Raw genomic sequence first — 7789 nt, 5'->3', positions numbered from 1 at the left:
CTGGCCTGGGCCGGGTTCACCGACCTCGACGTGTTCGAGCTTGAGCACGTCGGCGCTGCCGGTCTCGTGGAAGCGGATGGCTTGGACCATGGGGAATTTCTTTCTCGGTGTGAGGAGCAGGCGGGCAGAAGAGATTCAGCCCGCCGAGAGTTCGTCGATGAAGGCCTGCGCGCCCGGCCATTCGCCGTAGCCCGAGGCGGGGTTGAGGTGGCCGACCTCGCCGAGGTCGACCAGGCGGCTGCCCCAGCCCTGCGCCATCTGCGCCGCGCGTTCGTACGAGGCCAGCGGGTCGTTGCGGCTCGCGGCCACGATGCTCGGGAACGGCAGCGCGCCGGTCGGCACCGGCAGCCAGCCGCCGGCGCGCAGCGCCTCGACGCTGGGGTAGCCCTCGGGCATCGGCCGCTCGAAGTCGGGGGGCGTGGCCAGCAGCGCGCCGCGCACCGGGCGGTGCGTGCGCTGCGCCCAGTGCATCAGCATCACGACACCGCCGCTGTGCGCCACGATGACCAGTGGCCCCTCGACCGCCTGCGCCTCGCGCTCGATGGCCGCGACGCGCGCGGCGCAGCCGAGGTCGTCGCGGCCCATGGGCGGCACCGCGCGCACGCGCGGCAGGCGTGCGGCGAGCAGGGTCTGCCAGTGGCTGGCGACGGCGTCGCGCAGGCCCGGAACGATGAGGACGGTGGGTGCGGTCATGTCGGCCTGCGCCCTCACTGGTTGAGCTGGATGTTGTAGGTCTTGACGATCCGCGCGTTGCGCTCGTACTCGTCATGCGTGATCTTCGCGAGCTGCTCGGGGCTCTCGCTGGTCATCGGCACGAAGTTCTGCGCGATGAGCCGCTCCCGCACCTTCGGCGAGGAGGCGGCCTTCGTGAGGACCGCATTGATCCGCTTGACGAGGTCGTCGGGCATCTTTGCCGACACGATGGCGCCGGCCCAGTTCGAGAAGTCGATCTCGTCGAAGCCCTGCTCGGCCATCGTGGGCACCTCCGGCAGCTGGGCCAGCCGGGTCTTGGCCCCGACCCCGAAGACCTTCACCTTGCCGGCCTTGATCAGCGGCAGCGACGTGACGATGCCGTCGAACAGGATGTCGACCTGGCTGCCCATGAGGTTCTGCAGCGCCGGCGGCGAGCCCGGGAACGGCACGTGCTGCAGGTCCAGCCCCGCCTTGCGGGCAAAGATGGCGCCGGCGTAGTGCGAGCTGGTGCCCGCGGAGTACGAGGCGTAGCTGCCCGGGCTGCCCTTGCCGGTCTTCAGGTAGGCGATGAGGCCTTTCAGGTCGTTCGCCGGCACCGACGGCGCGCTCACCAGCACCATCGCCGAGCGGGCCACCATGGTCACAGGCTTCACGTCCTTGACCGGGTCGAAGCTGGTCTTCATCACCAGGGGAATCTCGGTCAGGATGTTGCTGACCATGAACATGATGGTCTGCCCGTCGGGCGGCGCGCTGTTGAGCGCCTGCACCCCGATGGCGCCACCGGCGCCCGGCTTGTTGTCGACGATCACCGGCTGCCCGATCTCGGCCGAGATCGCGTCGGACAACACGCGGGCCACGACGTCCATGGTGCCGCCCGCGGGCGCCGGCACCACGATCCGCACCGGCTTGGTGGTCCAGGCATGGGCGAGCAGGGGCGCGGCGGCCAGGGCGGCTGCCCAGGGCTTCAGGCGGCGAAGGATGTTGTGGGTTTTTTTCATCGCGATGTCTCCAGGTGTTCTGGTGCCGGGGGTGGGGGGCTCAGGCCGCCTTGCGCAGGAAGCCCTGCTGCGCGCCGTTGCGGTTCGGCGCGAAGCCGTTGGCCGCCAGCGATTCCTCGACGGTGTCGTAGAAAACGCCGATCTTGGAAATCTCGCGCGCCTGCTTGGCGGTGGCGATGGGGCGCCCGAACTGGCGCGAGATGGCGACCAGCTGCTCGACCTGCGCCACCGTGCCCATCTTGGCGGAGCGCGACTGGTTCCAGAGGTTGTCCTCGATGCCGCAGCGCACGTGCAGGCCCATGGCGATGCCCATCATGTTCACGGGCAGCACGTTGCGCATGGAGCTTTCGACGGTGAGCACCGCGCCGTCGGGCACCGCGCGCACGAAGTTGGCGAGGCTGTAGATGTTGGGCACGTCCATGCCGCCGCCGATGGCCACCCAGTTCATCACCAGCGGGCCCTTGTAGACGCCGCGGCGCATCAGCCGCTCGACCGAGTCGAAGCTGTTGATGTTGTAGCACTGGAAGGCGCTCTGGATGCCCGCCTTGGTGAGGCGGCGGATGTGCTCTTCGGCCCAGCCGGGTTGCGCGGGCACGGTCATTTCCTTGTAGGCGCGGTAGACCTCGGGGTCTTCCATCGAGGTGCCCCGGGTGTCGGCGTCGTCCCAGTGCTCGACCACGTTCATCTGCGAGGTGTTGATGNNGCCTTCGCTCTCGGGCGCGAAGCTGATCGAGCCGCCCACCTGGATGATCATTTCGGGCACCGCCTTGCGCACGCCGGCGATCAGCTCGTTGAACTTGGACAGCCGCTTGCTGCCCTTGCCATCGAGTTCGCGCACGTGCAGGTGCAGCACGGTGGCGCCGGCGTTGTAGCAATCGACCGCCTTCTGGATCTGCTGCGCCATCGTGACGGGAATGTCTTCCGGAAAGTCGGCCGGCACCCACGACGGCGCGTAGGGCGCGGCGGTGATGACCAGTGGCTGCTGGTTTTCGGGGAACAGATGGCCGTCGAGAAAATTCATGGCAGGAACCTCGGTAGAAAAAGGGAAGGAAAGAAGGGAGGGCGCAGCGCGCGGCGCCCGCTCAGAAGACCGCTTCGCCGACGATGCCGGCGCGTTCCATCTTTCGATGGCAGGGCGGGTAGTCCATGACCGCGTAGTGCTGGGTCGAACGGTTGTCCCACATGGCCACGTCGCCCGGCTGCCAGCGCCAGCGCACCTGGTACTCGGGGATCTGCGCCTGGCTCACGAGGTAGGCCAGCAGCATCGCGGCGCCGGGCTGGTGGTCCTGCCCGTAGCGCACGTTGGCCGGCGTGTGGAAGTTGGTGAAGTGGGTCGTGAAGCCGTTGACGAACAGGATCTTCTCGCCCGTGTCGGGGTGCGTGCGCACCACGGGGTGCTCGGCATCGGGGAACTGGGCCTTCAGTGCCAGGCGCTTCTCGATCGGCATCGCGGCGCCGAAGGTGGACTCGATGCTGTGGCGCGCACGCAGTCCGGCAATCTGCTGCTGGATGTGCGCGGGCAGCTTCTCGAAGGCCAGCACCATGTTGGCCCACATGGTGTCGCCGCCCACCGGCGGGCATTCGACGCAGCGCAGCACGCAGCCGAAGGGCGGTTTCTCGCGCCAGGTGGCGTCGGTGTGCCAGCTGTTCTCGTAGCGGTCGACCGGCGTCTCGGGGTTCTTGTAGATGCGCACGAGGCCTGGATGCTCGGGGTCGCTGCCGACCACGGGGTGGTCTTCCAGCTCGCCGAAGTGGCGGGCGAAGGTGACGTGCTCGGCGCGCGTGAGCTGCTGCTGGCGGAAGAACAGCACCTTGTGCTGCACCAGCAGCGCGCGGATCTCGGCCGCCAGGCCGGCGTCGCGCGAGGCATCGGCCAGCGACACGTTGCGCAGCTCCGCGCCGATGGCGCAGGTCACGGGGTGGACCTGGAGGCCGCGCGTGTGCACGGCGGGAGCCCCGTTCGAGAGGCCTGGCTGGATCGTGGAACCCATGTGTCTTGTCTCCTGTGCCGGTCGTGAATTGCCGCTGTGCGGCGGTGACCGTGCTGGGAGCAAGAATAGGTCGGGGCCCCTTCATGCGCCCCCTCCTTGCAGGAGGGGGAGGCGGGCCCCCAGGGGCGGGATAAACCCTCAGTGCTCGGGCGCGAGCAGGCCCAGGATGCGTGCGCGCTGGACCACCTGCGTGCGGGTGCCCGCATCGAGCTTGGCGAACAGGTTCTTCACGTGCCATTTGATGGTGGTTTCGCCCACCTGCATGGCGCGCCCGATCTCCTTGTTCGACAGGTTGCGCGCCAGCAGCGCCAGCACCTCGCCCTCCTTGGGCGTGAGCACGGCGCCGTGCGGCATCGGTACTGCGGCCGAAGGCGCGGGCGGCATCGGTGGCGCGATGGCGATCTCGGGCTGCACGCCTTCGGCCGCGAGCGTGCCGACCCAGGCGCCGAGTTCGGGGTGCGCGTCGCAGAGCAGGCGCTGCAGGCCGTAGGCGCGCGCCAGGTCCATGGCCTCGCGCAGCAGCGCCTGCGCCGGCTGGCCGCAGCGCTCCAGCGCCAGCGCGCGCAGGCCCAGCAGCTCGATGTGCAGGCCGCCCTGCTTGCGCTGGCGCGCCTGCGCGTCGGCACGCGTGAGTTGCGCGAGCGCATCGGGCCAGTCGCGCGCGGCGATGGCGGCATGTGCGCGCGCCATGTCGCGCAGCGCTTCCACGCTGCGCCGCCACAGCGGGCCCTGCGGCAATGCGGGATCAGCCAGTTGCGCATCGATGCGCTCGCACAGTTCGCGGCAGGTCTGGGTGCGGTGGCGCTGCGCGTGCAGGCGCACCTGCTCGGCCAGGCTCGCGATGCGCAGCCGCGGCAGACGCCGCGCGGCACCGGCGGCGTCGAGTGCGTTCAGCAGCTCCAGCGCGCGGTGCTCCGCGCCTTCGGCTGCGGCGATGCGCGCCGCCGTGCGGTAGGCCTGCAGCAGAGATTCGGGCAGGCCGCTGTGCTCCAGCACGTCGAGGCGGTCGGCCAGCAGCGTGGCGGCGTCGCCGGGCAGGTCGCGCTCCCACGCCACCGATGCGAGCAGCGCGGCCAGGTTGCAGCTGAGGCGATGGCGCCGGCCCATCTCGGCCTCGGCGCCGGCCACGGCGGGCCGCAGCAGCTGTTCGGCCAGCAGCATCTGGCCTTCCCACGCATAGCTCAGGCCGATGACCAGCTCGCTCCAGCGCCGGATGTAGTCGACGCCGTGGCCCGGATGCCCGCGCAGGGCCTGCTGCTGGCGCAGGCGCGCGAGCGCCGGCTCGCCTTCGAGCAGCGCGCGGTAGGCCATGCGGTTGGCGTGCGACTGCAGCAGCAGCGGGTCGGTCAGCGGCACAGCCTCGGTCCACGGCGCATGCAGTTCGACGAAGCGGTCGGGGTCGTCTGCGAACACGGCGGCGCCGCCGAGGATCAGCGCGCATTCGCAGCGCAGCGCATCGCTCACGCCGGGCTGCGCCAGGATGCGCGCCACGAAGCGGCCGGCCTCTTCGTGCCGCTCGCTCGACGCCAGCGTCCATGCCGCGGCCAGCAGCAGGCGCGGACGGCGGTCGAGTTCGTCGGCGGGCATCTGCGCCATCCATTCGAGCACCGTGGCCTGCCGGCCGCGCCGCATGAGCGATTCGTACAGGCTGCGCTCCGCGAGCTCGTAGGCGGTCTGGTGCTGGCCCGCGCTCAGCGCGTGGTGGGCGGCCTCGTCGAGCAGCTCGTGCGCGGCCAGCCACTGCGCGGCGCGCGCGTGCGCCGCCACCTGCTCGGCCGCGTCGAGCGCGGCGAAGCGCTGGCGCAGCACGTCGCGCGCCAGCGCGTGCATGCGCAGCCACTCGCCCCCTTCGGCGGCGGCGAACACCGGCGTGTCGTTGCTCAGGCGGGCCAGTCGCGCCGCGGCATCGCCCAGGCCGGAGACGGCGCGGCACAGCTCGGGATGCAGCAAGTCGAGCACCGCGATGCGGGCCAGGAAGTCGCGGTCGTCGGGGTCGAGGTTGACCAGCAGCAGCCGCACGAGCTCGCTCTGCAGTTCACCGGCGGCGGCCGTCATGTCGCCCAGGACGGTGTGCGCGGCGTGCGCATCGGTCCCGCGCGAGATGATCGTCGTGGCCAGCTGCAGGCCCAGTGGCCAGCCTTCGGTCAGTTCGTGCAGCCGCGCGGCCGTGTCGCGATCGACGCGCGCGCCGAAGCGGGCCTGCACCAGCTGCAGCGTCTCGTCGAGGCTGAACTTCAGCAGCGCGGGGCCGATCTCCACGCACTGTCCGTAGGCGACCAGGTCTTCGATGTCGAGCCGGCCGTCGGGGCGCGTGGCGATGAGCGTGCGCACGTTGGGCGGCGCGTTGCGCAGCAGGTAGGCCAGCGCCTCGCGCGTGGCGGTCGGCAGGCGGTCGGCCTCGTCGATGACCAGCACCACGTTCAACGCCGCCTGCGCCAGCTCGGCCAGCAGCGCCGTGACGCTGCCGAGCGTGCCGGGCCGGTCGTCCTCGAACACGCTGCGTCCGAACGCGGGGCGCCCCATGGCGACGCGCAGCGCCAGGGCCACGCTCTGCACCAGCCGGCCGGGGTCGTCCTGGCTCTGCGCCGAGACCCAGCCGACGGGCACGCCCAGGCCCAGGTACTCCAGCCGCCACTGCGCGAGCAGCGAGGTCTTACCGAAGCCCGACGGCGCCTGCACCACGAACACCGCGTGGTCGCGCAAGGCGTCGGCACTCGACAGCAGCCGCGCGCGGGCAACGAGGTGACGCGGGACACGGGGCGGCGTCACCTTGAGCAGCAGATCGCGCGGAACGCCGGTCGCATCGGGGGGCGGGAAGGTGGCCAAGGCTCGCTCGTGTGCGTGGGAAGAAGAGCGATTCTCCTCGTCAATCGCGCGAGGACGATGGATCGCGCGGTACGCGCCGCTGCGCGCGGCTCTCCTTGGCACTGCGGCCGTACTGTGCATGGAACCAGCGCGAGAGCCCGCTGGGCGCGCAGAAGCCGAGCAGGCCCGCCACCTCGGCCAGCGGGCGGTCGCTGTCCAGCACATGGCGCGTGGCGAGTTCCTTGCGCACCTCGTTGACGACGGCCGAGAAGCGCTGTCCGTCGTCCGCGAGCCGGCGCTGGAGGGTGCGGCATTCCACGCCCACGTGCGCCGACACCTGCGCGATGCTGCAGCGCCCGCTGGGCAGGAGCAGCAGCACCGCGCGCCGCACCTCGCCCGGCAGCGCGTCGCCGGGCGCAGGCGCCGCCGCGTCGAGCAGTTGCCGTGCATAGCGCGCCATGGCCGGGTCGGCCGAGGGGTTGGGCGTGTCGAGGTCTTCGCGTGCGCAGACGATGCCGTGAAAGTCCTGGTCGAAGGCGACGGCCGGGCCCAGCACGCGATGGTGCGTGCGCAGGTCGCGCGGCGCGGGGTGCGCCAGGCACACGCGCCGGGGCTGCCAGTCGGCGCCGAGAAACTGCCGCATGAGGCGCAGCATCACGCCCAGCGCGAGTTCGATGCGCTGGCGCGTGGCGCGGTGCGCCTTGCCGGGCTGCACTTCCTCGCGGATGACCACCACCTGGCCGAAGGCCTCGACCATCAGCGACAGCGAGCCGTTGAGCAGCGGCTGGTAGCGCATCAGCACGTCGAGCGAATCGCGCAGCGTCGGCTGCTCGCGCACCAGCAGGCCGACGGCCCCGAGGTTCGACAGCCGCCGCCCCTCGGCCATGCACAGCCCGAAGCCCTCGTTGCCTGACTGCACGGCCGAGGCCTGCAGCAGTGCGGCGAGGCGGTCGACCGGGATCATCAGGTCGGGCGCGTCCAGCACGCGCGGGCTCAGGCCGGCGTCCAGGAGCATGCGGGTCGGGTCGAGGCCGCTGGCGCACGCCACCTCGCGGTAGTGCGTGAGACTCGCCGCACGGACCAGGGATGGCACGATCCCGCACCTTCTCAGGGCACGAGCACGGTGGCGCCGGTGGTCTTGCGGCCTTCGAGGGCGCGGTGCGCTTCGGCTGCGTCGGCCAGCGCAAAGCTCTGTTGTGGCTCGCTCACGATGCGCCCGGCCAGCACGTGGCCGAACAACTCGTCGGCCATCGCGAGCATGTGCGGACGCGGATGGATGTAGTGCACCATCGCCGGCCGCGT

Annotated in this window: 7 protein-coding genes and 1 pseudogene; all 8 read right to left on the bottom strand. The window is 71.1% G+C overall.

Annotated features, from left to right (window positions below):
* Positions 1-135: 135 nt before the first annotated feature.
* On the bottom strand, positions 136-693 hold the full coding sequence (locus ASD34_RS04400; RefSeq protein WP_056573293.1) for an RBBP9/YdeN family alpha/beta hydrolase: 558 nt from the start codon (positions 691-693) through the stop codon (positions 136-138).
* 14 nt (positions 694-707) lie between these two features.
* On the bottom strand, positions 708-1691 hold the full coding sequence (locus ASD34_RS04395; protein ID WP_056573291.1) for a tripartite tricarboxylate transporter substrate binding protein: 984 nt from the start codon (positions 1689-1691) through the stop codon (positions 708-710).
* 40 nt (positions 1692-1731) lie between these two features.
* Positions 1732-2392 (bottom strand): annotated as a pseudogene (locus tag ASD34_RS04390) (3-keto-5-aminohexanoate cleavage protein); the annotation flags it as partial.
* Between the two features lie 2 nt (positions 2393-2394).
* The coding region (locus ASD34_RS28050; RefSeq protein WP_235509971.1) for a 3-keto-5-aminohexanoate cleavage protein at positions 2395-2712 on the bottom strand (318 nt) is incomplete at its 3' end.
* A gap of 61 nt (positions 2713-2773) precedes the next feature.
* The gene (locus ASD34_RS04385; RefSeq protein WP_056573285.1) at positions 2774-3682 is read right to left on the bottom strand and encodes a TauD/TfdA dioxygenase family protein; all 909 of its coding nucleotides are present in this window, start codon (positions 3680-3682) and stop codon (positions 2774-2776) included.
* A gap of 138 nt (positions 3683-3820) precedes the next feature.
* Positions 3821-6508 carry a LuxR C-terminal-related transcriptional regulator gene (locus ASD34_RS04380; RefSeq protein WP_056573282.1) on the bottom strand — a complete coding sequence of 896 codons (2688 nt, stop codon included), beginning with the start codon at positions 6506-6508 and terminating at the stop codon, positions 3821-3823.
* A gap of 40 nt (positions 6509-6548) precedes the next feature.
* The gene (locus ASD34_RS04375; protein WP_056573279.1) at positions 6549-7580 is read right to left on the bottom strand and encodes an AraC family transcriptional regulator; all 1032 of its coding nucleotides are present in this window, start codon (positions 7578-7580) and stop codon (positions 6549-6551) included.
* A 14-nt stretch (positions 7581-7594) separates the two neighbouring features.
* Positions 7595-7789 (bottom strand): zinc-binding dehydrogenase (locus ASD34_RS04370; protein ID WP_157609623.1); only part of this gene is annotated, 195 nt, incomplete at its 5' end.

This window comes from Variovorax sp. Root473 (genome assembly GCF_001426505.1).
Taxonomy (GTDB): Bacteria; Pseudomonadota; Gammaproteobacteria; order Burkholderiales; family Burkholderiaceae_C; genus Variovorax.
This window is presented reverse-complemented; position numbering and strand designations above follow the sequence as displayed.

Excerpts from the sequence above, each read along its gene's own strand:
- ASD34_RS04385 (WP_056573285.1), bottom strand. The coding sequence starts at position 3,682 with ATGGGTTCCACGATCCAGCCAGGCCTCTCGAACGGGGCTCCCGCCGTG.
- ASD34_RS04395 (WP_056573291.1), bottom strand. The coding sequence starts at position 1,691 with ATGAAAAAAACCCACAACATCCTTCGCCGCCTGAAGCCCTGGGCAGCC.
- ASD34_RS04400 (WP_056573293.1), bottom strand. The coding sequence starts at position 693 with ATGACCGCACCCACCGTCCTCATCGTTCCGGGCCTGCGCGACGCCGTC.